Source organism: Streptomyces sp. NPDC050433 (assembly GCF_044458565.1).
GTDB lineage: Bacteria > Actinomycetota > Actinomycetes > Streptomycetales > Streptomycetaceae > Streptomyces.
In genome coordinates, this window is record NZ_JBITIB010000006.1 from 267,823 (window position 1) to 294,370 (window position 26,548).

26 protein-coding genes and 1 pseudogene are annotated in these 26,548 nt (G+C 70.2%); 9 read left to right on the top strand and 18 right to left on the bottom strand.

Annotation, left to right across the window (positions count from 1 at the left end; all coding sequences use genetic code 11):
• Position 1: 1 nt before the first annotated feature.
• Entirely contained in the window at positions 2-526 is a 525-nt protein-coding gene (gene dut / locus ACIBLA_RS10340; protein ID WP_363245105.1) for a dUTP diphosphatase, read from the bottom strand.
• Positions 523-1,119, bottom strand: coding sequence for a PaaI family thioesterase (locus ACIBLA_RS10345; RefSeq protein WP_399198353.1), 597 nt, complete (start codon positions 1,117-1,119; stop codon positions 523-525). The genes dut and ACIBLA_RS10345 overlap by 4 nt, the downstream gene beginning before the upstream one ends.
• Positions 1,120-1,200: 81 nt before the next feature.
• Here ACIBLA_RS10345 and ACIBLA_RS10350 point away from each other — a divergent pair, with 81 nt between their 5' ends.
• Positions 1,201-1,686, top strand: a complete 486-nt coding sequence (locus tag ACIBLA_RS10350) for a DUF3093 domain-containing protein (RefSeq protein ID WP_399198354.1) — start codon at positions 1,201-1,203, stop codon at positions 1,684-1,686.
• On the opposite strand, the gene ACIBLA_RS10355 is transcribed toward ACIBLA_RS10350, so the two are convergent.
• The 4 genes from ACIBLA_RS10355 to ACIBLA_RS10370 all read right to left on the bottom strand — a co-directional run bounded on the left by ACIBLA_RS10355 (position 1,683) and on the right by ACIBLA_RS10370 (position 5,199).
• Positions 1,683-2,600 (bottom strand): hypothetical protein, encoded by a 918-nt coding sequence (locus ACIBLA_RS10355; RefSeq protein WP_363245109.1) that lies wholly within the window; start codon positions 2,598-2,600, stop codon positions 1,683-1,685. The genes ACIBLA_RS10350 and ACIBLA_RS10355 overlap by 4 nt on opposite strands.
• 13 nt (positions 2,601-2,613) lie before the next feature.
• Positions 2,614-2,910: a DUF4193 domain-containing protein gene (locus tag ACIBLA_RS10360; protein ID WP_023538148.1), complete on the bottom strand. Its 297-nt coding sequence runs from the start codon at positions 2,908-2,910 to the stop codon at positions 2,614-2,616.
• Positions 2,911-3,298: 388 nt separating this feature from the next.
• Entirely contained in the window at positions 3,299-4,540 is a 1,242-nt protein-coding gene (locus tag ACIBLA_RS10365) for a HAMP domain-containing sensor histidine kinase (protein WP_363245111.1), read from the bottom strand.
• Between the two features lie 5 nt (positions 4,541-4,545).
• Entirely contained in the window at positions 4,546-5,199 is a 654-nt protein-coding gene (locus ACIBLA_RS10370; RefSeq protein ID WP_023538150.1) for a response regulator transcription factor, read from the bottom strand.
• 356 nt (positions 5,200-5,555) lie between these two features.
• On the opposite strand from ACIBLA_RS10370, the gene ACIBLA_RS10375 reads away from it, so the two are divergent.
• The gene (locus ACIBLA_RS10375) at positions 5,556-5,729 is read left to right on the top strand and encodes a hypothetical protein (protein WP_363245113.1); all 174 of its coding nucleotides are present in this window, start codon (positions 5,556-5,558) and stop codon (positions 5,727-5,729) included.
• Positions 5,730-5,787: 58 nt separating this feature from the next.
• Here ACIBLA_RS10375 and ACIBLA_RS10380 read toward each other — a convergent pair whose 3' ends face one another.
• Both ACIBLA_RS10380 and ACIBLA_RS10385 read right to left on the bottom strand, forming a co-directional pair.
• A complete protein-coding gene (locus ACIBLA_RS10380) occupies positions 5,788-6,612 on the bottom strand; it encodes an inositol monophosphatase family protein (protein ID WP_363245114.1) in 825 nt (274 codons plus the stop codon).
• Positions 6,613-6,667: 55 nt separating this feature from the next.
• A complete protein-coding gene (locus tag ACIBLA_RS10385) occupies positions 6,668-7,789 on the bottom strand; it encodes a ferrochelatase (RefSeq protein WP_363245115.1) in 1,122 nt (373 codons plus the stop codon).
• A 153-nt stretch (positions 7,790-7,942) separates the two neighbouring features.
• On the opposite strand from ACIBLA_RS10385, the gene ACIBLA_RS10390 reads away from it, so the two are divergent.
• Together ACIBLA_RS10390 and ACIBLA_RS10395 are read left to right on the top strand one after the other, a co-directional pair.
• On the top strand, positions 7,943-9,208 hold the full coding sequence (locus ACIBLA_RS10390; protein ID WP_399198355.1) for an MFS transporter: 1,266 nt from the start codon (positions 7,943-7,945) through the stop codon (positions 9,206-9,208).
• The gene (locus ACIBLA_RS10395; protein WP_399198356.1) at positions 9,153-10,487 is read left to right on the top strand and encodes a D-arabinono-1,4-lactone oxidase; all 1,335 of its coding nucleotides are present in this window, start codon (positions 9,153-9,155) and stop codon (positions 10,485-10,487) included. Before ACIBLA_RS10390 ends, ACIBLA_RS10395 begins: the two co-directional genes overlap by 56 nt.
• A 12-nt stretch (positions 10,488-10,499) precedes the next feature.
• Here ACIBLA_RS10395 and ACIBLA_RS10400 read toward each other — a convergent pair whose 3' ends face one another.
• Positions 10,500-11,387 carry a hypothetical protein gene (locus ACIBLA_RS10400; protein ID WP_399198357.1) on the bottom strand — a complete coding sequence of 296 codons (888 nt, stop codon included), beginning with the start codon at positions 11,385-11,387 and terminating at the stop codon, positions 10,500-10,502.
• Between the two features lie 465 nt (positions 11,388-11,852).
• Here ACIBLA_RS10400 and sepH point away from each other — a divergent pair, with 465 nt between their 5' ends.
• Positions 11,853-12,905 carry a septation protein SepH gene (gene sepH, locus ACIBLA_RS10405; RefSeq protein WP_363245119.1) on the top strand — a complete coding sequence of 351 codons (1,053 nt, stop codon included), beginning with the start codon at positions 11,853-11,855 and terminating at the stop codon, positions 12,903-12,905.
• Between the two features lie 60 nt (positions 12,906-12,965).
• Here sepH and ACIBLA_RS10410 read toward each other — a convergent pair whose 3' ends face one another.
• A complete protein-coding gene (locus ACIBLA_RS10410) occupies positions 12,966-13,817 on the bottom strand; it encodes a sulfurtransferase (protein WP_399198358.1) in 852 nt (283 codons plus the stop codon).
• Positions 13,818-14,035: 218 nt separating this feature from the next.
• On the opposite strand from ACIBLA_RS10410, the gene ACIBLA_RS10415 reads away from it, so the two are divergent.
• Positions 14,036-14,839, top strand: coding sequence for a VOC family protein (locus tag ACIBLA_RS10415; protein WP_399198370.1), 804 nt, complete (start codon positions 14,036-14,038; stop codon positions 14,837-14,839).
• Between the two features lie 330 nt (positions 14,840-15,169).
• Here the strand turns inward: ACIBLA_RS10415 and ACIBLA_RS10420 are convergent, their stop codons facing one another.
• From ACIBLA_RS10420 to ACIBLA_RS10450, 7 genes are all read right to left on the bottom strand, one after another.
• A complete protein-coding gene (locus tag ACIBLA_RS10420) occupies positions 15,170-15,607 on the bottom strand; it encodes a hypothetical protein (RefSeq protein ID WP_363245121.1) in 438 nt (145 codons plus the stop codon).
• 122 nt (positions 15,608-15,729) lie between these two features.
• Positions 15,730-17,703 (bottom strand): ABC transporter ATP-binding protein, encoded by a 1,974-nt coding sequence (locus ACIBLA_RS10425; protein WP_363245147.1) that lies wholly within the window; start codon positions 17,701-17,703, stop codon positions 15,730-15,732.
• A gap of 227 nt (positions 17,704-17,930) precedes the next feature.
• Positions 17,931-19,244, bottom strand: coding sequence for an ABC transporter substrate-binding protein (locus ACIBLA_RS10430; protein ID WP_399198359.1), 1,314 nt, complete (start codon positions 19,242-19,244; stop codon positions 17,931-17,933).
• A 105-nt stretch (positions 19,245-19,349) separates the two neighbouring features.
• On the bottom strand, positions 19,350-20,084 hold the full coding sequence (locus ACIBLA_RS10435) for a D-Ala-D-Ala carboxypeptidase family metallohydrolase (RefSeq protein ID WP_363245123.1): 735 nt from the start codon (positions 20,082-20,084) through the stop codon (positions 19,350-19,352).
• Between the two features lie 140 nt (positions 20,085-20,224).
• Complete coding sequence (locus ACIBLA_RS10440; protein WP_363245124.1) at positions 20,225-20,674, bottom strand: hypothetical protein; 450 nt, start codon at positions 20,672-20,674, stop codon at positions 20,225-20,227.
• A gap of 74 nt (positions 20,675-20,748) precedes the next feature.
• A complete protein-coding gene (locus tag ACIBLA_RS10445; protein ID WP_399198360.1) occupies positions 20,749-21,678 on the bottom strand; it encodes a hypothetical protein in 930 nt (309 codons plus the stop codon).
• 481 nt (positions 21,679-22,159) lie between these two features.
• Positions 22,160-23,122 (bottom strand): helix-turn-helix domain-containing protein, encoded by a 963-nt coding sequence (locus ACIBLA_RS10450; protein ID WP_399198361.1) that lies wholly within the window; start codon positions 23,120-23,122, stop codon positions 22,160-22,162.
• A 413-nt stretch (positions 23,123-23,535) separates the two neighbouring features.
• Here ACIBLA_RS10450 and ACIBLA_RS10455 point away from each other — a divergent pair, with 413 nt between their 5' ends.
• The 3 genes from ACIBLA_RS10455 to ACIBLA_RS10465 are packed head-to-tail and all read left to right on the top strand — an operon-like array spanning position 23,536 to position 26,377.
• On the top strand, positions 23,536-24,609 hold the full coding sequence (locus ACIBLA_RS10455; protein WP_363245128.1) for an ATP-binding protein: 1,074 nt from the start codon (positions 23,536-23,538) through the stop codon (positions 24,607-24,609).
• A complete protein-coding gene (locus ACIBLA_RS10460; RefSeq protein WP_399198362.1) occupies positions 24,606-25,727 on the top strand; it encodes a hypothetical protein in 1,122 nt (373 codons plus the stop codon). The genes ACIBLA_RS10455 and ACIBLA_RS10460 overlap by 4 nt, the downstream gene beginning before the upstream one ends.
• Positions 25,703-26,377 carry a response regulator gene (locus ACIBLA_RS10465; RefSeq protein ID WP_363245131.1) on the top strand — a complete coding sequence of 225 codons (675 nt, stop codon included), beginning with the start codon at positions 25,703-25,705 and terminating at the stop codon, positions 26,375-26,377. Before ACIBLA_RS10460 ends, ACIBLA_RS10465 begins: the two co-directional genes overlap by 25 nt.
• Before the next feature lie 2 nt (positions 26,378-26,379).
• On the opposite strand, the pseudogene ACIBLA_RS10470 reads toward ACIBLA_RS10465, so the two are convergent.
• Positions 26,380-26,548, bottom strand: a pseudogene (locus tag ACIBLA_RS10470) (thymidine kinase); the annotation flags it as partial.

Below are 26,548 nucleotides of genomic sequence, written 5' to 3' on the forward strand. Positions count from 1 at the left end.
GTCACTGTCCTTCCCGGTCGGATACGACCGATGCGTATCGATTCCCACCCTGTGAACCGCCCACCGCGGCATGACCTCCGGTGGACCCGAAGCCCCCCTCGGCCCGTGCCGAGCCGGGAAGCTCCGCCACCTCGTGGAAGCGCACCCTCTCGACCTGCTGGACGACCAGTTGGGCAATCCGGTCGAACCGCTCGAACCGCACCGTCTCGCGCGGATCGAGATTGACCACGATCACCTTGATCTCCCCACGGTACCCGGCATCCACCGTCCCCGGGGCATTCACCAGCGCCACCCCGCAACGGGCGGCCAGCCCGGATCGTGGGTGCACGAAGGCGGCGTACCCGTCGGGCAGCGCGAGGGAAACCCCGGTGGGCAGTACGGCGCGTTCGCCCGGAGCGAGATCGGCCGCCTCGGTGGTGACCAGATCCAGCCCGGCGTCGCCGGGGTGGCCGTACGAGGGGAGGGGCACCTCCGGGTCCGTGCGGCGGATCAACACGTCAACGGGGGTGCCAGGGTTACGGCTCATGGGTTCACCTCGAAGGCGCGGGCGCGCCTGACCTGGTCGGGATCGGCCATCGCCGCCTGGATCTCCTCCTGGCGGCCGTTGTCGATGAAGTGGTCGACCTTCACCTCGACGAAGAGGGCCTGGGCGCGCACCGCGACGGGGCCGTCGGGGCCGCCGAGCCGCCCGGCCGCGGAGCAGAAGATCTTCCGGCCGCTCACGGCGGTGGCCTCGGCCGTCAGGAAAAGCACAGTGCCCACCGGTACGGGGCGGACGAAGTCCGTCTCCAGCTTGCCGGTCACGGCGACCACGCGCAGCAGCCAGCTGAGCGCGCCGAGCGACTCGTCGAGCGCGGTGGCGAGTACGCCGCCGTGTGCGAGGCCGGGGGCGCCCTGGTGGGCGGGCCGTACGGTGAACTCGGCCGTGATCGTGACGCCTTCGCCGGCCCTGGACTGGAGATGGAGCCCGTGGGGCTGCTCGTCGCCGCAGCCGAAGCAGTGCGCGTAGTGCGAACCGAGCGGTTCCCCGGGGGCCGGGGCGTCCGGGTGCCGTACCGGCGCTATGGCGTCGGCCGGCGGCGTCAGAGCCGGGGACCGGGCGGCGGAACGGGGGCTCATCCCCCCGGAGGGCACAGTACTCACAGGCGCAGACCTTACCCGCGCGGCTACCCGCCGGTCGCACCGTGCCAAGCTTGGCCCATGGAGCATTCAGCGGCGCCTTACGACGAACGTCTCACCGCACCGGGTTCATGGTGGGTGATCACCGCTCTCGTCGCCCTCTCGGGGGGTCTCATCCTGCTTCCGCTGGGCACGGTGCCGATGCTCGGGGCACTGATCGCGACGGGGCTGCTGGCGACACTGGCCGTCAGCTCGTACGGCTCCGCGCGGATCCGGGTGGTGGCGGGCTCGCTGGTCGCGGGCGACGCCCGGATCCCGGTGGCGGCGCTCGGCGACGCCGAGGTGCTGGCCGGTGAGGAGGCGCGCGCCTGGCGCATGCACAAGGCCGATCCGCGCGCCTTCATGCTGCTGCGCAGCTACATCCCGACGGCGCTGCGGGTGGAGATCACCGACCCGGCCGACCCGACGCCGTACGTCTATCTGTCGACGCGGCGCCCGAGGGCACTGGCGGCGGCGCTGGACGCGGTGCGGCAGACGCAGAAGGAAACGCCGGAGACGGCCTCCTAGCGGCCCAGTTCCCTCGGCAGCTCGGGAGGCAGCACCTCGGGCCGCTCCAGCGGCGGGAGGGCGGGCAGGGCGTCCCAGGAGACCTGCCGGGTGCGCAGATCCTTGCGGATGCGCTCGGCGACCTTCTGGGTGTCGCGGCGGTTCATCATCGCGCCGACGGCCGCGCCGATCATGAACGGGACCAGGTTCGGCAGGCTGCGGATCGTGCGCTTCATGATCTGCTGGCGCAGTTCGCGCTTCATCCGGCCGGAGAGTGCCAGGTTGAAGGTCGAGGGCTTCATGATGTCGACGCCGCGCTCCTCGGTCCACGAGGTCAGATACGCGGTGCTGCGCTGCTTGAGATTGCCGGGCGGACGCAGGCCGTAGACCTCGTGCAGCTCGGCGATGAGTTTCAGTTCGATCGCGGCGACCGCCGTGATCTCCGCGGCCAGTTCGGCGGGCATCGCGGGCGGTACGGGCATCATCGCGACGGCGCCGACACCGGCACCCACCGTGGAGCTGCTGTTCGCCGCGCCCGCGACGAGTTTGTCGGCGAGCTGCTCGGGCCCCAGGCCCGGGAACTGCCTGCGGAGCGTGGCCAGATCACGGACAGGAACGCGCGGGGCGTTGTCGATGATCCGGTCCGCGAGATGCGCGAGCCCCGCCCTGGCGCCCGCGCCGCCCTTCTGTATGCCCCGCCTGACCCTGCCCGGGCGACGGGCCCCGGTCACCGGCCCGTCGTGGTCGCTCCCGGCTGATGCGAGCGAGGCCGGGAGGCCTCGCCCGTCGTCGTCGGACACGCCGGGTTGGGGCAGGGGAGCGGAGTGCTCGGCAGCGGGCGTGGTGCCTTCTGCCGGGCCCGAGCCGCTCCGGTGCGCCTCCGGCGCGCTCTTGCGCCGGAAACGCCGTTTCCTGGACGGTGTGTCACCTGCCACGGCCGACCGCTCCTCAGTCGCAGTCGCGGCAGATCGGCTGGCCGTTCTTCTCGCGGGACAGCTGGCTGCGGTGGTGCACGAGGAAGCAGCTCATGCAGGTGAACTCGTCGGCCTGCCTGGGCAGTACGCGAACCGACAGCTCCTCGTTGGAGAGGTCGGCCCCCGGCAGCTCAAGTCCCTCGGCCTGCTCGAACTCGTCCACGTCGACCGCGGACGTCGACTTGTCGTTCCGACGGGCCTTCAGTTCCTCAAGGCTGTCGGAATCGACGTCGTCATCGGTCTTGCGTGGAGTGTCGTAATCCGTTGCCATGTCGCTTCTCCCCCTCTGGGTGTCTTCGGTGTCTCAGCGCGTAACGCGTGAGAGGCCGGACTTGTGCCCGACCTGAGGCGGAGATTTTGCCTCACATCAAGGTCTGTTACTCAATCGACACCCAACCGGAGTCTTCCGGAGTGATCGGCTTTGGGTGGCGAACCGGACCGTACACGGTCCGAATGTCGTACTTCACGGGCGCCACCCCGTGTACTTCCCGTGATCCCGACCCCCGGAAACCCGGATTTTCCCGGCTTTACGGAAGGGGCTTGATCACAGAGAGTGCGAGGCTTGAATTCGCCCCTGTGATCGATCACACACGGCCCAACCGGGAACGGGTCCCGAAAATTCCGCGCAAAGCGAACTTCGCTCGGATCGGGACGAAAACTCAGACCGGCAGAGTGACACGCATCACGAGCCCGCCTCCCTCGCGCGGCTCCGCGATGATACGGCCCCCGTGGGCCCGCGCGACCGAGCGGGCGATCGACAGACCGAGGCCGACGCCCTTGTCGCTGCCGGTCCGCTCCGTACGGAGGCGGCGGAACGGTTCGAAGATGTTGTCGATCTCGTACGCGGGAACGACCGGCCCCGTGTTCGACACCAGCAGCACCGCCTCCCCGTGCTGGACCGTGGTCGTGACCTCGACCCAGCCCTCCTCCTTGATGTTGTAGCGCACCGCGTTCTGTACGAGGTTGAGCGCGATCCGCTCCAGCAGGACGCCATTGCCCTGGACGACCGCCGGCTGGCACTCGCCACGGATCTCGACACCCTTCGCCTCCGCCTCGCCGCGCGTCTGGTCGACAGCGCGGGTGGCGACCTCGGCGAGGTCGACGGGCTTTCGCTCGACGAGCTGGTTGTCGCTGCGGGCGAGCAGCAGCAGGCCCTCCACCAGCTGTTCGCTGCGTTCGTTGGTGGCCAGGAGCGTTCTGCCGAGCTGCTGGAGCTCCACAGGAGCCGCCGGATCGGATAGGTGGACCTCCAGCAGTGTGCGGTTGATCGCCAGGGGCGTACGCAGCTCGTGGGAGGCGTTCGCGACGAAGCGCTGCTGCGCCGTGAAGGCCCGCTCCAGGCGTTCCAGCATCTCGTCGAAGGTGTCGGCCAGCTCCTTCAGCTCGTCGTCCGGGCCGTCCAGTTCGATCCTGCGGGACAGGTCGGAGCCGACCACGCGGCGCGCGGTGCGGGTGATCCGGCCCAGCGGCGACAGGACCCGGCCGGCCATCGCGTAACCGAACGCGAAAGCGATGATGGACAGGCCCGTGAGGGCGAACAGCGAGCGGGTGAGCAGGTCGTCGAGCGCCTGCTGGCGCTGGGCGGACATGCACGCCTTGAGTGACCCGTTCAGCTGGTCGTTGTTGACGGCCTCGTTGAGACCGGGGCAGGTGGGGCTCGTGAGCTGGACGTTGACACCGGTCACCTTCAGGGTCAGCTCGCTGCCCTCGTTGATGGCCTGTGCCGCCAGCAGATAGATGATCGAGAGCAGCAGGATGCCGGCGATCAGGAACATCCCGCCGTACAGCAGCGTCAGACGTATCCGGATCGTCGGCCGGACCCAGGGCAGCGCCTGGTCGGGCCGTCTGGGGTCCCAGGTCGGTTTCGGGGGCGCCGAGGGCGGCGCCGGGGTGGTGGCCACGGGCATCAGATCCGGTAACCGGAGCCGGGCACGGTGACGATCACGGGCGGCTCGCCGAGCTTGCGGCGCAGCGTCATGACCGTGACGCGCACGACATTGGTGAAGGGGTCGGTGTTCTCGTCCCAGGCCTTCTCCAGCAGCTGCTCGGCGGAGACCACGGCGCCCTCGCTTCGCATCAGCACTTCGAGGACGGCGAACTCCTTGGGCGCGAGCTGGATCTCCTTGCCGTCCCTGAAGACCTCGCGGCGGTTCGGGTCGAGCTTGATGCCCGACCGCTCCAGGACGGGCGGCAGCGGGACGGTCGTACGGCGGCCGAGCGCCCGGACGCGGGCGGTCAGCTCGGTGAAGGCGAAGGGCTTGGGGAGATAGTCGTCGGCGCCCAGCTCCAGGCCCTCGACCCGGTCGCTGACGTCGCCGGACGCCGTGAGCATCAGTACGCGGGTGGGCATGCCCAGCTCGACGATCTTGCGGCAGACGTCGTCGCCGTGGATCAGCGGGAGGTCGCGGTCGAGCACGACGACGTCGTAGTCGTTGACCCCGATCCGCTCCAGGGCCGCGGCGCCGTCGTACACGACGTCGACGGCCATGGCCTCCCGGCGCAGCCCGGTGGCCACCGCATCGGCGAGCAGCTGCTCGTCCTCGACGACGAGTACGCGCACGTCGCTGTCCTTCCTCTGGGGCCCATCGCCGGAGATCCGGGGAACCGGGCAGGTCGTAGCACTGGTTGTGCGGGCCCATCCTGCCCGCTACGTGCATAAACCGGCGGTAAGACAATGCCGACCGCCGGGCATACGGAAGGAATACGGAAGATTCTTGAATGTGGAGAGGTTTCTCGTGCACAAGCCCTGGGGATGACGAGTGCACACCCGAGATCACGCCCTTACGTGGCATGCCACTACCCGCTCTGTCCCCCAGAGGGAGTGGTGCGTGATCGACCGCCGTCGGCACTTCCAGGTGCCACTTGACCACGACGTCGGCACACCCCCGTGCCATCGACCCACGCCGAGGGGGCGCAATGGACGCATTCACCGCAGGTCTTCTGCAGCGTATAAAGGCCACCGAATCCGATCTCACACGGGCTCGTGAGACGGGCGACGACTTCCTCGCGGAGGTCGAGCAGGAAGAGCTTGAGGACCTGCACCGCCTCGCCGCGGAGCACGGCGTTCAGTTCGGCGCCGCGAACGTGTGACCCGTACGTGAAGGACCCCGGCACCGCGGGACGGTGCCGGGGTCCTTGCCTGTCCGGGTCAGTCGTGCCAGGCGCCGTACTCCTCCAGCAGCGCCTGGAGCGGTTCGAAGACGCCGGGGGTGGCCGCCACCGCGAGGTCGCCGTCGGCCGGGGCGCCGGGACGGCCGCCGGTGAGCGCGCCCGCCTCGCGTGCGACGAGATCGCCGGCCGCGAGGTCCCAGGGGTGCAGCCCGCGCTCGTAGTAGCCGTCGAGCCGGCCGGCGGCGAGGTCGCAGAGGTCGACGGCCGCGGAGCCACCGCGCCGGATGTCCCGCAGCTGCGGGATCAGCCGTGCCGCGACGGCCGCCTGGTGGGTGCGGACGGTGGTGACGTAGTTGAAGCCGGTGGAGACCAGCGCCTGCTCCAGCGGAGGCGCGGGACGGCAGTTCACGGGGCGGTCGTTGAGGTACGCGCCACCGCCGAGCACGGCCCGGAAGGTCTCGCGCCGCATCGGGGCCTCGACGACGCCGACGAGGGTGACGCCGTCCCGCTCGGCGGCGATGGAGACGGCCCAGGTCGGCAGCCCGTAGAGGTAGTTGACCGTGCCGTCCAGCGGGTCGATCACCCAGCGGACACCGCTGCTGCCGGCCGAACTGGCGCCCTCCTCACCGAGGAAGCCGTCGTCGGGGCGGTTCTCCGCCAGAAATCCCGTGATCAGCTTCTCGGCCGCGAGGTCCATCTCCGTGACGACGTCGATGGGGCTGGACTTCGTCGCGGCCACGCCCAGGTCGGCGGGCCGCCCGTCCCGCAACAGCGCCCCGGCCCGGCGCGCGGCCTCCAGGGCGAGGGTGAGGAGTTCGGCGGAGAGGGGGTCGGTGTCAACGTCTGATGTCGACAAGGGCACTGGTACTCCTAAGGAAGGCACCGGGCGATGGGACGGGCGGGCGAGGCGACAGCCCCTAAGGGCTGTCGGCGCCCGCAGCAGCGGGGTGGGGGGTTCGGGCGGGGCAGCAGCCGATCGGGCAGACGTCGTGGCTCGCGCCGAGCGCCCCGAGCGCGCACCGTTCCACCGCGCTCCCCCGCTCTGCCGCCGCGCGCTCCAGGAGCAGGTCGCGTACGGCGGCCACGAACCGCTCGTCGGCGCCCACCGTCGCCGAGCGCCGGACCGGCAGGCCGAGTTCGGCCGCCTTCGCCGTGGCCTCGGTGTCGAGGTCGTACAGCACCTCCATGTGGTCCGAGACGAACCCGATGGGCACCATGACGACCGCGGGGGCCCCCGCGCCGTGCACGGCCTCCAGGTGGTCGCAGATGTCCGGCTCCAGCCACGGGATGTGTGGCGCCCCGCTGCGCGACTGGTAGACGAGCTGCCAGGGGTGCTCGACGCCGGTCTCCTCGCGCACCGTCTCGGCGATCAGCCGCGCCACGTCGAGGTGCTGGGCGACGTACGCGCCGCCCTCGCCGTGGTCCTCGACGGGGCCCGAGGTGTCGGCGGCGGCCAGCGGGACGGAGTGGGTGGTGAAGGCGAGGTGCGCCCCAGCACGTACGTCCTCGGGGAGGTCGGCGAGGGACGCGAGCACGCTCTCGGCCATGGGCCGTACGAAACCGGGGTGGTTGAAGTAGTGCCGCAGCTTGTCGACGCGGGGCGGCTCCAGGCCCTCGTCCGCGAGCGTCGCGAGCGCGTCCGCGAGGTTCTCGCGGTACTGGCGGCAGCCGGAGTACGAGGCGTAGGCGCTGGTGGCCAGGACGGCGACGCGGCGTCTGCCGTCCTTGGTCATCTCCCGCAGGGTGTCGGTCAGATAGGGCGCCCAGTTGCGGTTGCCCCAGTAGACGGGCAGTTCCAGGCCGTTCTCGGCGAAGTCCGTACGCAGGGCCCGGAGCAGGACGCGGTTCTGTTCGTTGATCGGGCTGACGCCGCCGAACAGGAAGTAGTGCTGCCCGACTTCCTTGAGCCGCTCCTTCGGAATGCCCCGGCCACGTGTCACGTTGGCCAGGAACGGAACGACGTCGTCCGGGCCTTCCGGGCCGCCGAAGGACAGCAGGAGCAGGGCGTCGTAGGGAGAAGTCGCAAGCTGTTCGGGCATGCGTCGATCCTGCCATCCGCCACCCGGCGGCGGTGAACCGAGGCACACCGGAGGCCCACCGGGCCGTAAGCTGTCTGCGCCTGTTCATTCCTTACCGCCAGTGCCCGGCGGGCGTACGCGCCGGCTCTCGCGACCGTGCCCACCGGAGCGCCCGTGCCCAGTCCCTACCGCGCGATCTTCACCGCGCCCGGCACTCGGAGTTTCAGCGCGGCCGGTCTTGTCGGCCGGATGCCGCTGTCCATGATGGGCATCGGTGTCGTGACGATGATCTCCCAGCTCACCGGGCGTTACGGGCTGGCTGGCGCGCTGGCGGCGACGCTGGCGATGTCCGCCGCCGGGATGGGCCCGATGATCTCCCGGCTGGTGGACCGGCACGGCCAGCGGCGGGTGCTGCGGCCCGCCGCGCTGACCGCCGTGACGGCCGTCACCGGACTCCTGGTGTGTGCCCAGCGGTCGGCCCCGGAGTGGACGCTGTTCGTGTTCGCCGCGGGCGCGGGCTGTGTGCCGAGCGTGGGGTCGATGGTCCGGGCCCGGTGGGCGGAGCTGTACCGGGGGTCGCCGCGTGAGCTGCATGCCGCGTACTCGTGGGAGTCGATCGTCGACGAACTGTGCTTCATCTTCGGCCCGATCGTCGCGATCGGTCTGTCGACGGCGTGGTTCCCCGCGGCGGGTCCGCTCCTGGCCGCGGTGTTCCTGCTGGTGGGGGTCTTCTGGCTGACGGCGCAGCGGGCCACCGAGCCCGTACCGCAGTCCCGCGAGCACCACACCGGGGGCACAGCGCTGCGCTCCCCCGGTCTCCAGGTGCTGGTGGTGACGTTCGTCGCGACCGGCGCGATCTTCGGCGCCATCGACGTGGTGACCGTGGCCTTCGCGGAGGAGCGCGGCAACAAGACGGCGGCGAGTCTGGTGCTCGCGGTCTACGCGCTCGGCTCCTGCCTCGCCGGTGTCGTCTTCGGGCTGCTGCATCCGCGGGGCAGTGCGTCCAGGAGGTGGCTGGTGGGCGTCGGTGTGATGGCCGTGAGTATGATCCCCCTCCAACTGGCCGGGAGTCTGCCGCTTCTGGCCGTGGCGCTCTTCGTCGCCGGCCTGTCGGTCGCCCCCACGATGGTGACGACGATGGCCCTCGTCGAGGCGCACGTACCTCGTACCAAGCTCACCGAGGGCATGACCTGGACCAGTACCGGGCTGGCCGTCGGAGTGGCGCTCGGTTCGTCCGCCGGGGGATGGGTGGTGGACGCCTCCGGGGCGCGGGCGGGGTTCGCTGTGCCCGTCGTGGCGGGGGTGGCCGCGGCCCTGGTGGCGCTGCTGGGCCACCGCCGACTGCGGGAGCGGCGGCCAACGGACGGGGAGGGGCGCGGGGTTGATGACCAGCACCGGTACAGGCGCGACGGCGAGGACCGCGACAAACACCTGGCGTAACTGGGCGGGGAACGTGAGCGCCCGTCCCACCCGCGCGTTCTCCCCCGCCTCCGTGGAAGAGGTCGCCGACGCGGTCCGTACGGCCGCCGCGGACGGGCTGCGGGTCAAGGCGGTCGGTACGGGTCACTCGTTCACGTCCGCGGCGGCCACCGACGGCCTGCTGATACGGCCCGAACTGCTCACCGGTATCCGTGAGATCGACCGGACGGCCGGCACCGTCACCGTGGCGGCGGGCACCCCGTTGCGGCGCCTGAACGAGGCCCTGGCCAGGGAGGGCCTGTCGCTCACGAACATGGGCGACATCATGGATCAGACCGTCGCCGGTGCGACGTCCACGGGCACGCACGGCACCGGGCGTGAGTCGGCCTCGATCGCGGCGCAGATCCGGGCGCTGGAACTCGTCACGGCGGACGGCTCCGTGCTGACGTGCTCGCCGACCGAGAATCCGGAGATCTTCGCGAGCGCCCGGATCGGCCTGGGCGCGCTGGGAGTCGTGACGGCGATCACCTTCGCCGTGGAGCCGGTCTTCCTGCTTCGCGCACGCGAGGAGCCGATGCACTTCGACCGCGTGACGGCCGACTTCGACGCGCTCGTCGCCGAGAACGAGCACTTCGAGTTCTACTGGTTTCCGCACACCGGCAACTGCAACACCAAGCGCAACAACCGCAGCCAGGGCCCGGCCGCCCCTCCCGGCACGGTCGCCGGCTGGATCGAGGACGAACTGCTCTCCAACGGGCTCTTCCAGGTGGCCTGTTCGGTCGGCCGGGCGGTGCCGAGGACCATCCCCGCTATCGCCAGAATCTCCAGCCGCGCGCTCTCGGCCCGCACGTACACGGACATTCCTTACAAGGTCTTCACGACCCCGCGCCGCGTGCGTTTCGTGGAGATGGAGTACGCCCTGCCGCGCGAGGCAGCGGTGGGCGCGCTGCGCGAGGTCAAGGCGATGGTCGAGCGTTCACCCCTGCGGGTGAGTTTCCCGGTGGAGGTACGGACGGCCCCCGCCGACGACATCCCCCTGTCGACGGCGTCCGGGCGGGAGACGGCGTACATCGCGGTGCATCTGTACCGGGGCACGCCCTACCGCTCGTACTTCACGGCGGCGGAGCGGATCATGACCGCGCACGGCGGCCGGCCGCACTGGGGCAAGGTGCACACGCGGGACGCGGCGTATCTGGCCGGGGTCTATCCGCGCTTCGAGGAGTTCACGGCGGTACGGGACCGGCTGGACCCGGAGCGGCTGTTCGGGAATCCGTATCTGCGGCGGGTCATCGGCGGGTAGCGCCGTCTGTCCTCAACCGCCGGACGGGCCCGGCGCCGGGGCCGTGGACGCCGGGGGCGGGACGGTCTGGCCGCCGGGGTCGCCGTCACCCGATCCGGCGGATCCGCCGTCCGGTTGTGTGGGGTCGGGCGACGGGGCGGTCGAAGGGCCGCCGGTCTCCGGGGTGTTCGGGTTCTGCCCGTCGCCCGGTGCGGTCGGGGCGGGGGTGCCGGTGCCCGCATCCGGGTCAGGGGCGGTGCCCGTGCCGCTGCCGGTGCCGCTACCCGTGCCGCCGCTGCCGTCGCCGGAGGGGGTCGATCCGCCGTCCGACGGCTGATCCGGTTCGGCGGGTGAGGAGTCGCGGTCGGTGTCCCCGCCCCGCACGACGGAGCTGAAGGTCGTCCCTTTGCCGCCGCTCAGGTCCTGGCCGGCGGCCAACTCGTAACCGGTGACGCACACCATCGCCACGGCGAAGACGACCGTCGCCGCGGCGACGGGCCGCTTCCAGCCGCGCACCCGTGTGCCGTACGTGGTGGCTCCCCCGAACTCGTCCTGGGCGGCGGCCTCTTGAGGGGACCGGTCGAAGGGGGCCTGCTCGGGGACGGGGGCCGGCTCGGAGTCGTACACCTGGCGCGTCCTCGGCTTCACCTGGACCGAGACCTCGCGGATCTGGTCGCCGGTGCGCCGGAACAGATGCTGGAAGACCGTGCCGCCGCAGGTGGCGATCACGCTCACCACTCCGGCGCCGATGATCGTGCCGTACACCCCGAGTTTGGAGGCGAACACCGCCGCCGCGATGGCCGCGAGAGCACTGCCCGCGACTTGCGGCACGCTCAGTTCGAGCCGTTGCGTCGCGGTCCGCTCGCCGGTCCGTATGCCCGGATTCCGCCTCTGATCCATCTCCAGCCTCTGCTTGCCCATCTGTGCCACGGTGCACCAGGAAGGGACATTTGAGCGAATCGGATAGTTCCGCTTCTGGAGATTGTGTGAATTGGGACACGTGTGCCGGATACGGACACCCTCTCAACTGCCGCACCCCCGGAGAACTTCGGTGGCGTGGCAGTCCACCCCGATGGCCCGAATGGAGTACTGTGGCGAGCCCTGGGGCCGGACTCCCTCAAAGCGTCCGGGCCTTCGGGAGGGGGCCGAAGTGGCACTCGATCCGGCGGCGCGATGGCACCGCACGGGCGCCTGCTACACAGCGTGACCAGGTCTGTCACTCTGCGTCGCAAACAGGCAACCGTGTCATGAAGGCGTTCCAGGGCCCATGCCCGACACGCCGGGCAACTCGGCAAGGTTGTGGCAGGCTGCACCCGGGCAAGTCACACTCGACTAGCGGAAGCAGCGACGCACGTGACGTCGGCAGGCACCACCCGGGAGGTCCCCATGCCCGAACTGCGTGTCGTGGCCGTCTCCAACGACGGCACACGACTGGTGCTCAAGGCTGCCGACAGCACGGAGTACACGCTCCCCATCGACGAGCGGCTGCGCGCCGCCGTACGCAATGACCGGGCCCGCCTCGGCCAGATCGAGATCGAGGTGGAGAGCCACCTCAGGCCCCGTGACATCCAGGCGCGGATACGATCGGGAGCCTCCGCCGAAGAGGTCGCCCAGATGGCCGGGATCCCGGTCGACCGGGTCCGGCGCTTCGAGGGCCCCGTGCTGGCCGAGCGCGCCTTCATGGCCGAGCGCGCCAGGAAGACGGCGGTGCGCCGCCCCGGCGAGAACACCGGTCCCCAGCTGGGCGAGGCGGTCAACGAGCGGCTGCTCATGCGCGGTGCCGAGAAGGAGACCGCGCAGTGGGACTCGTGGCGCCGCGACGACGGCACCTGGGAAGTCCTGCTCGTCTACCGGGTCGCGGGCGAACCGCACTCGGCGAGCTGGACGTACGATCCGCCCCGGCGGCTCGTGCAGGCCGTGGACGACGAGGCGCGCTCGCTGATCGGCGAGACGGACGACTCGCTCGCCGTCGGCACGAAGGAGCCGAGCTTTCCCTTCGTACCGCGCATCGCGCGACTGCCGAGGGATCGTGAACGCCCGCTCGACCGCGCGCTGGAGCGGCAGACGGAGCGGCCGTCCGCGCCGGAGCCCGACGAGGACACGAGTGAGCGCGACACCCTGACCAGCCTGCTGGAGGCGGTGCCGAGCTTCCGTGGCGACATGGTCGTCCCGGAGCGGCCTTCGCCGCCCGAGCCACCGGCCATCGAGCCCGGCCAGGTGGACGACGAGGAGGAGCCGGTGGCACCGGCCGCGTCGGCGGGTGCGGGGTCCGCGTACGCGGATGTGCTGATGCCACGTTCGGTGGCGGGGCACCGCGACCGGCTGACCGGCACGACGGACCGTCAGGCGGAGGCCGACGGCGTACGGCCCAACCGCCGTGCCGCCGTGCCGAGCTGGGACGAGATCGTGTTCGGTACGCGTCGCAAGAAGCAGGACTGACGGGACAGACGGGACTGACGTCATGGGCCGGGGCGGCCCATGACGTCAGCACGCCGCGCCTCATTGCGGGTCGGGGCCCGTCGCCACCGGGCGTGCGGTGTCCGCCGTCCACTCCGACCAGGAGCCGGCGTACAGCGCTGCCGGGATGCCCGCGATCTCCAGCGCCACCAACTGGTGCGCCGCGGACACCCCCGAGCCGCAGTAGACGCCGATCGCGGGGCCGGTGCCGGGGCCGGTGCCGTCGGCCGTCGCGCCCAGGGCCTTGAACCGGGCGGCGAGCGTCGCGGCCGGGAGGAAACGGCCGTCGGCGTCCACGTTCTCGGAGGTGGGCGCCGACACCGCGCCCGGAATGTGCCCGCCGACGCGGTCCAGCGGTTCGACGTCGCCCCGGTAGCGCTCCGCCGCCCGCGCGTCGAGCAGCAGCCCCTCGCGGGCCAGCGCGGCGGCACCGTCCGCGTCGAGGAGCGGCAGCGCACCGGGTACGGGGCTGAAGTCACCCTCCTCCGGCGCCGGGATCTCGGTGGTCAACGGGCCGTCCCAGCCTGCGAGTCCGCCGTCCAGCACCGTCACGTCCCGGTGCCCGGTCCAGCGCAGCATCCACCAGGCGCGGGCCGCCGCCCAGCCCAGACCGGCGTCGTAGACGACGACAGGCGTGCCGGATGAGACGCCCGCGCGGCGCATCGACGCGCCGAACGCGCCGACGTCGGGCAGCGGATGACGACCGCCGGCGCCGGGCGGGGCGGACAGTTCCGCTTCGAGGTCGACGAAGACGGCGCCGGGCAGATGGCCGGCGTCGTACTCCGGGCGGCCGGGCGGGGCGCCGGGGACGTAGCGGACGTCGAGCAGGACGGGCGGCCGGGGTCCGGCCGTCGCGTCGGCGAGTTCGGACGCGGAGATGATGGCAGTCGTCATGCGTGCCATCCTCGCGCACCGGCACGGCCGTTCGGCCCCGACCCGTTGCGTGAGACCGCCGCGACGCGACGTCCACGTCAAAACGGTCAACCTCCTGCTAGATCACGCCAAAAGCGGCGCGGCCGGGGCGCGCGGCGGGACGGTGGGTGGAACCATCTGTCCTCCACATGTCCATCACGATCACAGCCGTCCGCGAACGGTTCGAGGAGAGTGCGACGATGACCACGGCAGCGATCCGGCGCAGACCCGGCACGCCGTGCTGGGTGAGTCTGATGGTGCACGGCCTTGGCACGACGCAGGACTTCTACGGGGCGTTGTTCGGCTGGAGCTTTGTCCAGGTGCCGGGGGCCCAGCAGTTCGGCCCCTATGTGCGGGGGATCCTGGACGGGAACGAGGTCGCCGGAATCGGCCAACTGCCGCCGGATCGACGGCTGCCGCTGGCGTGGACGACATACCTCGCGACGAACGACGCCGACGCGACGGCCGAGGCGATCAGGGGCTGCGGCGGCACCGTCGGGGTGGGGCCGCTGGACGCGGGCGAGGAGGGGCGCATCGCGATGGCATCGGATCCGGCCGGCGCGCTCTTCGGTATCTGGCAGGCGCAGGCGCACACCGGCACGGCGGTGGCCGGGCCGCACGGGACGCCGGTCTGGAACGAGTTGGTGACCGGCGAGGCCGTGTGGGTGAGCACCTTCTACCAGTCGGTCTTCGGGTACGAGTTGGAGACGGCCGGCCGGGACGAGAACGACGGTGACGACGGCGGCGACGACGTGGTGACGCTGCGCCTCGACGGGCGGCCGGTGGCGACGCTGCATGGGCTGGGCGATGGACTGGGCCGGATCCGGGGGTCGTACTGGATGACGTACTTCGAGGTGGACGACACGGACGTCGCGGTGCGGCGTGTCGTCGAGTTGGGCGGACATGTCATCGACCCGCCGCGGGAGACGGCAGCGGGACGGGTCGCGACCGTGGCGGATCCGGAGGGCGCGGTCTTCAGCGTGGTGCGGTCGGCGACTCGCTGAGCCGTGGGAGTGGCGGTCGACGAGCAGGACAGCGGAAACGTCGCCTGTTCTGCTGTCCCGGTCGACCGAAAGGGCAACTCGCCACAGAGATCCCGGCGGCTCCGTCCGGTCAACTCGAGTCATTCGCTGCAATCTTGCGGGGGCGGCTCCCCCGATGGTGATAGCCGATGCTCCGGACGCCGCGCAGTTGGTCTCTCCGATGCCATCACCTGTACCGGGCAGGTCAACGCGCTTCCCCGGTGGACTCGGCCGCGACCACCTGGTCCGCGATGCCCCTGTCCGGCTCGGGGCCCTCACTGGCCCGGCCACCGCCACTGATCCACGAACGAGCTAGGTCAAGTAGTCAACCAGGGCCGCACGGGCCCCGGAGGACAGCCACTCCGTGTCCAGTTCGCTCAAGGTGAGCCGCAGGGTCTCTTCCCTCATGACCGGGATCGCCGCCACCAGGAGGTCCTCGCCGCCGAACAGTGGCTCCACGAACTGGAAATATCCCGCGCCGCTCACGGATTCGTTGGAGCTCCGCAGGACCGTCTCGACGAAATCGAAACTCCTCGCCACGAGATCGTCGTCACGGCCCTTCTCCAAGAGCGCCGGCCGCAGCAGACCTAGGAAGACATCCGAAAGGAAGTCATAGAGGTCAAACCATTCCATACTGCCTGACACGGCCCGGGCCGCTGGCACCCCGGCCGCGGCCTCAATGATGTGCCGAGACTCCGGAACCACCCGGAGCAGCAGACCTGGAATCTCTCGCCTGCCCAATTCCGGCATTTCTGCACCTCTCAATGAGACCTCGTAGCGGGCGGCCGGGTCCGGGCCGGGTGGGTTTCGGTGCGCCGGCCGGCGTGCCTGACTCCGCCCGCGGCCGGCATCCGCCCCACGCTCCGCCTGTGCTATCCGGCCGCAGGTGCGACGTCTGTGGTGGCCCCCGTGCTGAGGTCCGCAGGGGTCGGGAGGTCACGGGGCTCCAGCTTGCCCGGATCCCGGTCGTGCGCGACGCTTCCACCCGCTTCACCGCCCTCGAACTGCGTGCGGTACAACTCCGCGTAGCGCCCCTCCGCACGGAGAAGGTCTTCGTGTGTGCCCCGTTCCACGATCCGGCCGTCCTCGACCACGAGGATCAGATCAGCGGCCCGTACGGTGGAGAGCCGGTGCGCGATCACGACGGCGGTACGGCCTTCCAGAGCTTCGGCGAGCGCCGCCTGGACCGCGGCCTCAGAGGTGTTGTCGAGATGCGCGGTCGCCTCGTCGAGGATCACGACACGCTGACGGGCGAGCAACAGCCGGGCGATGGTCATGCGCTGGCGTTCACCGCCTGAGAGCCGGTAGCCGCGCTCGCCGACGACGGTGGCGAGCCCGTCGGGCAGTGACCGGACGAGACCGTCGAGGCGGGCCCGGCGCAGGACGTCCCACAGCTCGTCGTCGGTGGCTTCGGGCCGGGCGAGCAGCAGGTTCGCGCGAACTGACTCGTGGAAGAGGTGACCGTCCTGGGTCACCATGCCGAGCGTGTCGCGGAGGGACCGGGCCGACAGGTCGCGTACATCGACACCGCCGATACGGACGGTGCCCGCGTCGGTGTCGTAGAGGCGTGGGAGCAGTTGCGCGATGGTCGACTTGCCCGCGCCGGACGAGCCCACGAGGGCGACCGTCTGGCCGGGCTCGGCGCGGAACGAGATCCCGTGGAGCACCTCGGCGCCGCCGCGGGTGTCGAGCGAGGCGACCTCTTCCAGCGAGGCCAGGGAGACCTTGTCGGCGGAAGGGTAACCGAAGCGTACGGCGTCGAACTCGACGGAAACCGGCCCGTCGGGAACCGGCCGCGCGTCGGATCGCTCCACGATGAGGGGCTCGAGACCGAGGATCTCGAAGACCCGCTCGAAGCTGACGAGGGCGCTCATCACCTCGACGCGGGCGCCGGCGAGCGCGGTCAGCGGCGCGTACAGGCGGACGAGAAGCAGGGAGAGCGCGACCACCGCGCCGGGGTCGAGGCTGCCGCGCAGGGCGTACGAGCCGCCGAGCCCGTAGACGAGCGCCAAGGCCAGGGCGGAGACGAGTGTCAGGGCGGTGATGAACGTGGACTGCGCCATGGCCGTACGGACCCCGATGTCCCGTACCCTGCGGGCCCGCGCCGCGAACTCGGCGGACTCGTCGTCGGGCCGCCCGAACAGCTTGATCAGGGTTGCGCCCGGGGCCGAGAACCGCTCAGTCATCCGGTTGCCCATCGCGGCGTTCAGGTCGGCGGCCTCCCGCTGAAGCCTCGCCATACGCGTGCCCATCCGGCGCGCGGGCACCACGAACACGGGCAGCAGGACGAGCGCGAGGAGCGTGATACGCCAGGAGAGGGTGAGCATCACCGCGAGGGTCAGTAGCAGGGTCACCACATTGCTGACGACACCGGAGAGCGTGTTGCTGAAGGCGCGCTGTGCACCGATCACATCGTTGTTGAGCCGGCTGACCAGGGCTCCGGTACGGGTACGGGTGAAGAACGCGACAGGCATGCGCTGGACGTGGTCGAAGACCGCGATCCGCAGATCCAGGATCAGCCCCTCGCCGAGGGTCGCGGAGAGCCGGCGGCCGAGGAGGCCGAGACCGGCTTCGGCGAGGGCGATGAGCGCGATCAGCAGAGCGAGCCGGACCACGAGGCGCTCGTCGCCGCCGGACACGATCGCGTCGACAACGCGGCCCGCGAGGACGGGAGTCGCGACCGCGAGCAGCGCGGTGGCGACCCCGAGCAGGACGAACTGGATGATACGGCGGCGGTGCGGCCGGGCGAAGCCGCCGATTCTCCGGAGGGTGGCGCGGGCGAACGGTCTGCGCTCGGAGCGGGCGTTCATGACGTTGTGCAACTGCGTCCAGGCTGTGGTCTCCATACTCATGAGAGGACCGTAGAACCTCAACCAACCTTCAGGTCAAACCGCGTCGCGTTTTCCGAGGTACGGGACAAGGAGGGACAAGGAGTAGGCGCGGGCCTGGGTGATCTCCGAGATCGCCGGCCACAAGAAGCCGGACGGGGCCCCACCGAAATGACGTTCCGCGCAGGGGACGGCCCGCCGTCCCGTGAGGGTATGGGTCCTCTCGGCATCCTGCGGGCCGCCACTCACCGTGCCACGGGGAGTTCCACGTTCCGCATCGCCTTGCTGAATTCCCGGGGCGTGGACCGGCCGGCGAACAGGTTGCCCACCTCGGTACGCAGGGGGTCGCGCCAGGCCGGGTGTACGGCTTTCTCCCAGCTGAGGGTGTACTCCGGGGCCTTCTGTACCAGGTCGTACTGGAACCAGGCGAACTCCGGGTACGGCGCGTGGTCGAGCAGCTTCGCCGCGGCGGTCGTGGCGGGAACCTCGCCGGCCCGCAGGAGGGCCTGGCTGTGTGCCGTACCGGTGAACTCCTTGAGCAGGGCGACGGCGGCGAGCCGGTCTTCGGTACGGGCGCTCATCGTCAGATAGCCGGCCGGGGTGCCCAGCAGACTCTTCGGCTTCCCCTTGCCGTCCTCGATCGCCGGGAACGGTACCCACCCCAGGTTCTCGGCGGTGAACGCCGGGAACCTGCGGGCGAGCTCCGCGTGCTGCCCGGACTCCGCCAGGAGCAGGCCGGCCCGGCCTCTGGCGAGAAGGACGGCGGCCTCGCTGTCGGTGCCCGCCGCACCGCCGTCGACACCGAACGCGCCGCTGTCGAGCAGGGAGATGATCTCCTGCGCCGCGTGCAGCACGGCACGGTCGTTCCACGCGCTGTTGTCCCCGGACCGGACGCGGTCGGCGACCTCAGGGCCGCCGATACGCTCCACCAGGTACTCCAGCCATCTCGCCGCGGCGGCGGGATCGGCTCCGGCCAGCGCGACGGGTATGACGTCCGCGGTACGCAGCCGGGCCTCGGCCTTCTTCAGATCCGCCCAGGTGGCGGGCGGCCTGAGGCCGAGATCCGCGAACAGGGCGCGGTGGTAGAACAGGACGACGGGCCGGGTGCCGCGGACGGGGATGCCGAAGGGGCGGTGGTTGACGGCACAGCCGTTCAGGACGCCGGGCAGCAGCTTCTCGCCGAACTCGGGGTACTCCTCGGTGAGGTTGTACAGGTCGACCAGCCGGTGCTCCTCGGCGGAGACGCGGATGGCTCCGGCGCTCCAGGTGAAGAGGAGGTCCGGGCCACGCCCGCCGTCCAGGGCCGTCTCCAGCACGCGGGCGTACGACGACGCCGGGGCATTACGGAGTTCGGCGGTCGCCTCCGCTCCGGTCTTGGCGGGCGACTCGTTGAAGCGGCGGACCGTCGCCGCGTGGATTCCGGTGGTGTAGTCCTCGGGAACGAGGACGCCGAGAGGCTCGGTGGCGGTGACGTCGTTGCCCGCGCTCGAGTCACACCCGGCCACACCGGCGGCAAACACGGTGGAGGCTCCGGCACCGAGGAAGCACCGTCTGCTCATGGACACGATGGAGTCGTCCCTTTCGTCAACCGCGTCAACCGCGACGACCGTGCGGTGTTCGGGGTGGGAGCCGGGGCGGGTGAGGTCAACTCGCCCGGACAGGACCTAGCAGCCGTGCCACTGCCGCGAGGCGGTCATGCCCACATGAGTGTGGTCGTTGTGACCCGGGAACCCCTGGCCGAGGATCTCCCTGAAGCCGGAACTCTTGGCCTCCTCGTGGACCTTGCAGCGCCAGGTCTGGCTGCCCGGCATATCGGCGGCGTCCCCGTAGGTGTGCCGGCTGCCGGTGACACCGCCCACTGCCGCGTTGCAGCTGTTCGAACGGAAACCGCTGGAGATCTGGACCGCGCTGCCGCCGAGCTTCGCGCGCAGCGCCTCCAGCTTCCACATGCTCTTGCGTGCGTTGGCCTTGGCGGCGGTCGCCGACACCGCGCCGCCCGCCCAGTCGGAGTTGCACTTGTTCCACTCGGCGTACGAGAAATGGATGGGCGTGCAGTCCGAGTCCTGCAGCGCGTAGATCTTGTTGACCGTCTCGCTGCCGGCGATCCCGTCGGCCTGAAGGCCGTACTGCCTCTGGAACTTACGGACCGCCTCTTTGGTACGCGTGCCGTAGACCCCGTCGGTGGACAGCACTTCGCCGCTCTCCACGAACCCGGCGACACGGATCTGCAGGCGCTCCACCGAGGTGCCCTGGCTGCCCTGATCCAAGGGCAGGCCGGTGATCGGCTGGCCGCAGTTGGATGCGGCCTGCGCGGAACCGGCGGTGACTGTCACACCGATAATGGCGCCAGTCGAGATCATGACAAGTGCGAGTGACGTGTGCAGCGCTTTTCTGAGCATGGCGACTCCTGTGTGTCGTGGGGCGATTTTTGACAAGGACCTCCTCGGCCCGCGTCGGGCCGACGTCTCGCGGGGATGCCATGAGAGCGGCATCCCCGCGAGGTGCAGGCCCGTCAGCCTCGGCTACGGGGAAGCCGGGCTCAGGTCGCCCACGCGTCGCAAGCGCCGCCGAGCACCCATCGGTGCGAGCTGATGGAGTCGTTGGCCGAGACGCCGGAGGAGAAGTCGTTGTCGGAAAGGCTGGAGGCGAAGCGCTCGCTGCTCTTCAGGCAGATGTTGCCGCCGGTCCAGTCCATGCCGGTTCCGTTGAAGAACTGGACCACGTCGCTCCCCTTGTTGAGGACGGACGTCGCCTTGTTGGTGTCGCCGCCCTGGAAGCTGCCGCCACTGTCGCCCCAGTTGGAGTCGTTTCCGGCGGCCTTGCCGAGGAACCCGACGCAGTTGGCACCGCTGTAGGCGTACATGTACGTGCTGGTCGCGCCTGCGTACTCGTTGTCACAGGGCAGGGCGGCGTGCGCGGCGGAGACGGGGACAACGGTTCCGAGAGCGGCCATGGCCAGGACGGTCAGGGCAGCGGGCAGTTTCCTCATGCGTGTAACTCCTCGATCATCTGTCGGGTCGGACTCTCCGCGCCATGAGGCCACGGAAAATTTCTGTTCGGCAGCTACCGGCTTTCTGGGTTCCTGGCCCGGGAAAGGGCGGTCATCCTCATCTGCCGATAGTTCGCGAATTCTTCGGGATAATCATTCAGCGTCTTTTTTCGGTATTCTCCTTCGAGAGAGCGCGCGGTCTCCCCGAGGGATGTCTCGCGGGCACACTCGGCCTCGGCAACAGCCAATTTCACTTCGGCCCTCTGGGCTTGGGACGCATTCATCCCTTTGACCAGAGAGTCTCGTTTCTGGCGTATCTCATCCGGGTTCTTGAAGGGGTTTCCCGACTCGTTCATGCATCGGGACCATGCCGTGACCGCGGTGACCAGGCGCGTGTCCCGGTGAATCCGCGGGACATACAGCGGAGTCAGCCCGGTCACGGTCTTCTCGGCCCGGAACCAGGTCGGATAGTCGACGTAGAGCCGCTCCCGCGCCTCGGCGAGGCAGCCTTCCCGTGGTGTCTGGACGGTGCCACCGGCCGGCAGCTCGACGGAGATGTTGTCGGCGAAGTCGCCCTCGAGCGCGCGGGAGTAGCGGATGCGCTCCTTCTTGGGAAGTGCGTTGTAGTAAGCGGCATTGGGGTCACTGCGGCGTGCCTTCTCGGCCGCGATCTCGAGAGGCCGGCCGTAGCCGTACCGGCGCGCCCAGTCGACGTCGTCCACCACGTACACCCCGACCTTGCGTTGCTCGACGCCGGCCACCGGCACCGGCCAGTAGGGGTGGCCCTGGCGCTCCATGCACTTCTCGACAAGTTCTCGCTCCGCGCGGTCGATCTCGACCTCTTCCGCGACGGTCAGGTCTCTGACCCGCTCACCCGCCACGTCGACCGCTTCACCTTTCCGCGGCTGCTCCGTGTCCTTCGGGTTTTCGCTCCCGACCACGCAGCCGACCGCCAGGCAGGCAATGAAAGCCACGGACAGAAGGACGGAGGATTTCACCTTCATTCGGCACGTCCTCCTTCTCTCTTCACCGGTTCTCAGGATTTCCGTCGGACTTCGAATCGCACCGGAGGTTCTCCCCTCGGGCGGGTCAATACCGAAAGTTACGCGCAGGACGGGAGAAAGGCATGTCACGCGAACGCGTGACAACGCGGCCGTCCGGTACCGGCAGTGGGGCAGCGCCGCTCGGGCGGGAGCCGCCAGGCCTTGAAGGTGGCCATGACCTGTTCCGGCAGCCCTTGTCGGTCCAGCACTCCACGCCGCGCGGGCCGGGGGTTCGCCCTAGGCCGTGTCTGACAAATAGCGCCGTCCGCCCTTGGGGCGGGGCGCGCGGCGTCCGGTGCGTGCGATCGCAAGGCGGAGGATCGCTCTCGTACTGGGCGTACTCGGGAGACTCCGACAACGCGGCGAGCGTGCGTGCCGGGCGTCGCGCGCCAGGCGGGATTTGTCAGACACGGCCTAGGCGCCCGCGCGGAGATCATCACGCTCAGGCGCGGGGGTGGTTCAGTTCGCGCCAGTCCCGCGGTGAGATTCCGTACGTCCGTTTGAACACCTTGCTGAAGTGCGTCGCGTCCACGAAGCCCCAGCTCCGCCCTATCGCCGCGACGGTCCGCAGCCGCCCCTTCGGGCCGGCCAACTCCCGCCTGCATTCGGCCAGTCGGCGAGTACGGATCCAGTCTCCGAGGCTGATGCCCGACCGGGACAGCACCACGTAGAGATGACGCACGGAAATGCCGTGGGCGGCGGCTATCCGCGCCGCCGACAGATCCCGATCAGCCAGATGCTCCCGGATGTATTGATTGATCCGCAGGCTGAGTGTCGCCTCCAACGGCGCCTTGGCCAGGCCGGAGTTGCCGTGCTGGGACGTCAGGACGGCACGGAGGAGTTCGACACTGGGTTCCACGACAGCGTCGGCAGGCACACCCTGGTGCAGTTCGTCCGTGACGGCCAGTTGGGAGAAGTAGGTGAAGGCGAGGCGCGCGACGGGGTTGTCGGATCCCAGGGGGACCGCGGTCATGTCTCGTAGCAATCGGTCGGGGAGCGCGAGTGCCGCGCGGGGGAAACGGATGAAGCGGTGGTCGACTCCCTCGTCGAAGAGAAGCGTGTAGGGAGCGATCGACTCGAAGACGGCGCAGTGTCCCGGCCCCAGCAGGCACTCGCGACCGTTCTGCACCACCATGCTGCTGCCCGTCATCTGAACACCCAGAGTGACAGCCGGCTCCTCGTCCTTCCGGGCGAGCCGCCCCGTGCGACTGAGGGTGACCGCGGTCGCACGCGCCGAACAGACCCTGAGGGGCCCCACGGTGCCGAGCCCGATGCGAACGGAGATGTCCTCGGCCGGCGGACCGTGGTCGATATCGACCGCCACCATGGATTCCCACACCGCGTTCCGGACCACTTCCTCCCGGTCCCGCGGCGGTATGAACGCGGTGTCCAGGACCGGACTCATGAGGCCGGCCTCCGTCCGCCGCGGTCATGGCCCCTGCCCGGCAGTACCTCGGCCCGCTCCCCCACAAGACCCCCCTCGACACAGCCTGTTCCCGACGTCAGTCTGGCCGGATTCCCTCTCGCTTCGCAACGGCTTCGACGGGCACACGCGAGACGCTCACCTGATACGGCGCCTGATACGGCGCCTGGAGCTGTGCACCACTGACACAGTTCCCGGCACGGATGACACAGTCCGAAGCCCACGATGCCCCTATGGTCCATGGACGAGGCCGGCGAAAAGGGAATGCGGTCGAATCCCTTGCCCTTGTCGGCGGAGGCGGGAATTCCCCTGATGGAGGCGGCGTGTTGACGCAAGGGCCCGCCCAACTCCAGCTTCGCCGCAAGTCCGCACGCCTGGCCGCTGTCCTGAGAGCAGTGAGTGCCGTTGGAGCAGCCGTGGTCGCCCTGGTCGGCTTCGCACCCCCCGCCCGCCCTCTCTGGGTGGCCGTCGCCGTCGTCGGACTGCTTCTGTGGAGCGGCCTGTTCACCGTTCTGACCCTCCGGCCGGAACCTCGTCCCTGGCTCTACGCCGGTGACACCGCCGCCGTTGTGGTGCTCTGCCTGGCGCAGGACAACCTGGTCCCGGCCGAGGTCCTGGGAGCGAGTACGGGCTCCGGATGGATCGACATGGTCGCCCGCACCGGCGTCCTCATCGCCCAGTTCATGCTGCGGCAGCCCCTGGCGTTGGCCGCGGCGACCGCCATCGCGGCGGCTCACGCGGTGGGTGCCGGCGCGCGAGACGCCTCCGTCGTCCTGGTGCTCCAGGGGCTGCTCGCCGCCGCTGTCGTGTTCCTGCTGCGGCGTGGAGCGCGCAGGGCGGACCTCGCGCTGTCCGAGGAGGCGTCGGCGCGCGCGTCGGGGCGGGCCCGGTCCGCCGCCCGCACCGACGAACTCGACCAGCAGCGGCTGTTGCACGACACCGTGCTCGCCACGCTCACGATGGTGGGCACCGGCACCATCACCCGTGACTCCGCCGCGCTGCCGGAACGGGCCGCGGCCGACCTGGCCGTCATTGAAGACCTGCGGGCACACCCCGGTGCGGCACGCGTGGTGGCGCACGACCCCACACCGCTGGATGTCGCGCTGCGCGGCGTCGTACTGACGCACCGCGTCGGTCTCATGCCACTGGACATCGAGTTCGACGTGCCGCCGCTGGACCTGCCCCACGAGGTCGTGGAAGCCCTCACGCAAGGGATCGCAGAAGCCCTGACCAACGTGGCCCGGCACGCGAACACTCGCACTGCCCGGGTCACGGCCAGACGCATCGGGGAGGGCGTCGCCGTCGAAGTCCACGACAGCGGACGCGGGTTCGACCCCGCGGCTGTTCCCTCCCACCGACGCGGGCTGCGGGAATCGCTCTACGGCCGGATGAGTGCCGTGGGCGGCAGCGCCCGGGCGGCATCGTCCCCCGGTGCCGGCACGCGGGTCCTGCTGAGGTGGGAACCATGACCGCCGACGTCGTCAACGGTGTGGTCGCCAACCGTTTTGGCAAGGTTGTCGATATCGGGCTGGTGGCGATCGTCGGTGTCTGGCACCTGGGTCTGGACACCCTGCGGGTGCTCAGGGGCTGGCCGGTGTACGAGCCGCAGGCCGCCGCCGCGGGTGCTTGGCTGGCCCTCACGGTCATCCAGACGGCCGGTTCCGTCCTGCTGCTGCGTTCCGCACTCAGCGCGCACACCGCGCGGATGCTCGCGGGGGCGGCGCTCCTCGCCTGTGTCGTCGCCACCGCCACGTACCCGCCGGGCGGGGCGATCAGCGACGTGAGTTGGGCGTGGAACACCGTGGGCTGGTTCGGCATGCTGCTGCTGATGCAGCGTCCGCTGTGGGAGCTGATCACCCTGCTCGGCGCCAACACGGCTGTCACGGTTGGCTTCCTGGCCGCCGACGACGCGCTCGACCACGTCACCGTCTCCCGTCTGCTGGCCTCGGTGTACGTCACCGCCGGTGTCCAGTTGACCTTCGCGTACCTGGTACGGCAGCTCAACGTCGCCGCGAGGGAAGCCACCGAGATCGCCGCGGGACAGGCGGACCACCTCGCCCGCGCCACCGCTGACGAAACCGTGCACGCCGAGCGCCGGCGCCGCTACGAGTACCTGCGCATCAGAGTGGAACCGCTGCTTCGTGGTCTGGCGGAACGTCAACTGGACCCGGGGGAAACCGTCGTACGCCGACGCGCCGCCGTGGAGGCGGCACGCCTGCGAAGACTGTTCGTGGAGACGGACGACACCCCGCACCCGCTCCTGCACGAACTGCGTGCCTGTGCCGATGTCGCCGAGCGGCGCGGCGTACGCGTGACCCTGCTGAGCTACGGCGACCTGCCCGACCTGCCGACATCCGTCCGCCGAGAACTGACGGACGGAACCCTCCTGGTCATGGCCACCGCCACCACCCGAGCGCGGGTGACCGTCGTTTCCACGCCCGAGGAGGTCGCGGTCAGCGTGGTGGCCGACGCCCCACCGGAAACACTCGTGGAATCGCCCGGCCCGCTCACCGTATCCGCCGTTTACGACCAGGAGGAGAACCAGTTGTGGTGGGAAACCCGATGGCCCCTACGCCCGGCTCCCTGACCGTCGCCATCATCGACGACCATCCTGTCGTCATCGAAGGGATCCAGACCTGGCTGTCCGAAGAGCAGCGAATCTCGGTGCGCCACACGGGCGAAGCCTCGGATGTGGCGCCCGGCATCGCGGACGTCCTCATTCTCGATCTGAACCTGCACGGCCGACTCGTCATCGACGACATCGTCACGCTGGCCGCGGCGGGTCAACGGGTCATCGCCTTCTCGCAGTTCACCGAGCAGCGGGTGGTGCTCGAATCGCTGGAGGCCGGGGCCTGCGAGTTCGTCGCGAAGAACGAAGGCCGCGCCCACCTGGTGAACGCGGTGCTGGCGGCGGCGGGAGACAGACCGTACGTCACACCGACGGCCGCGGGAGTCCTTGTGGGCGACCGCGGCGCGAACAGACCCAGACTCTCCTCCCAGGAACGCACCGCGCTGCTCTGGTGGTTCCAGTCCATGTCGAAGGCTTCGGTCGCCCGGCGCATGAATGTGTCCGTCCACACGGTGGACGTCTACATCCGCCGGGCGAGAGTCAAGTACGCCCAGGTCGGCCGGTCGGCCCCGACCAAGGCGGACATGCTGGCGCGAGCGATCGAGGACGGTCTGGTGAGGCCCGACGACATCACGGGCTATGAGTCGGCGGCGGTCGGCGTGGGTTGACCTCAGTGGGAGGCCACGGGCAGGACGTCCGGGGACAGTGCGGCGGCCCTGGCCGTGGCCGATGTCATACGGCGCCGGTGGTGGCGGCGGCACAGCACCTCGTAGCCGACCTCGTCCTCGGACTGGTGCACGTCGCCGACCACGACCTGGGCGCCCTCGACCACCATCACC